This window comes from Achromobacter sp. SIMBA_011 (assembly GCF_046535435.1).
GTDB lineage: Bacteria > Pseudomonadota > Gammaproteobacteria > Burkholderiales > Burkholderiaceae_B > Achromobacter > Achromobacter dolens.
In genome coordinates this window covers 1-291 of the sequence record NZ_JAWRWN010000269.1, presented here as the reverse complement: position 1 = coordinate 291, position 291 = coordinate 1, and the positions used below count along the sequence as shown (strand labels likewise).

2 pseudogenes are annotated in these 291 nt (G+C 71.1%); one reads left to right on the top strand and one right to left on the bottom strand.

Annotated elements, in window-relative coordinates:
- Positions 1-80 (bottom strand): annotated as a pseudogene (locus SB816_RS30895) (hypothetical protein); the annotation flags it as partial.
- Between SB816_RS30895 and SB816_RS30890 the strand changes: the two are divergent.
- Positions 62-291 (top strand): annotated as a pseudogene (locus tag SB816_RS30890) (amidase); the annotation flags it as partial. The pseudogenes SB816_RS30895 and SB816_RS30890 sit on opposite strands and share 19 nt — an antisense overlap.

Sequence of the window (291 nt, the reverse complement as noted above, 5' to 3'; positions counted from 1 at the left end):
AACGCCGCCCGCACGATGTCGAAGATCTCGAGCGGAAAGCGCATCCGGTTCTCGCGCGAGCCGCCGTACTCGTCGGCGCGTGCCGCGCTGGCCCGCCGTCGACGTGTTCATGCAGCAGCTCGGCACCGAAGGGCCGATGGGCCGCACGGTCGGCGACGTCGCGCAACTGCTGGCGATCCAGGCCGGCTACGACGCGAACGATCCACTGTCGCTCGCGGAGCAGCCGTTGGTGTTCGCGACGCCGCTGGACACGGATCTGCGCGGCCGGCGCATCGCGTGGGTCGGCGACTG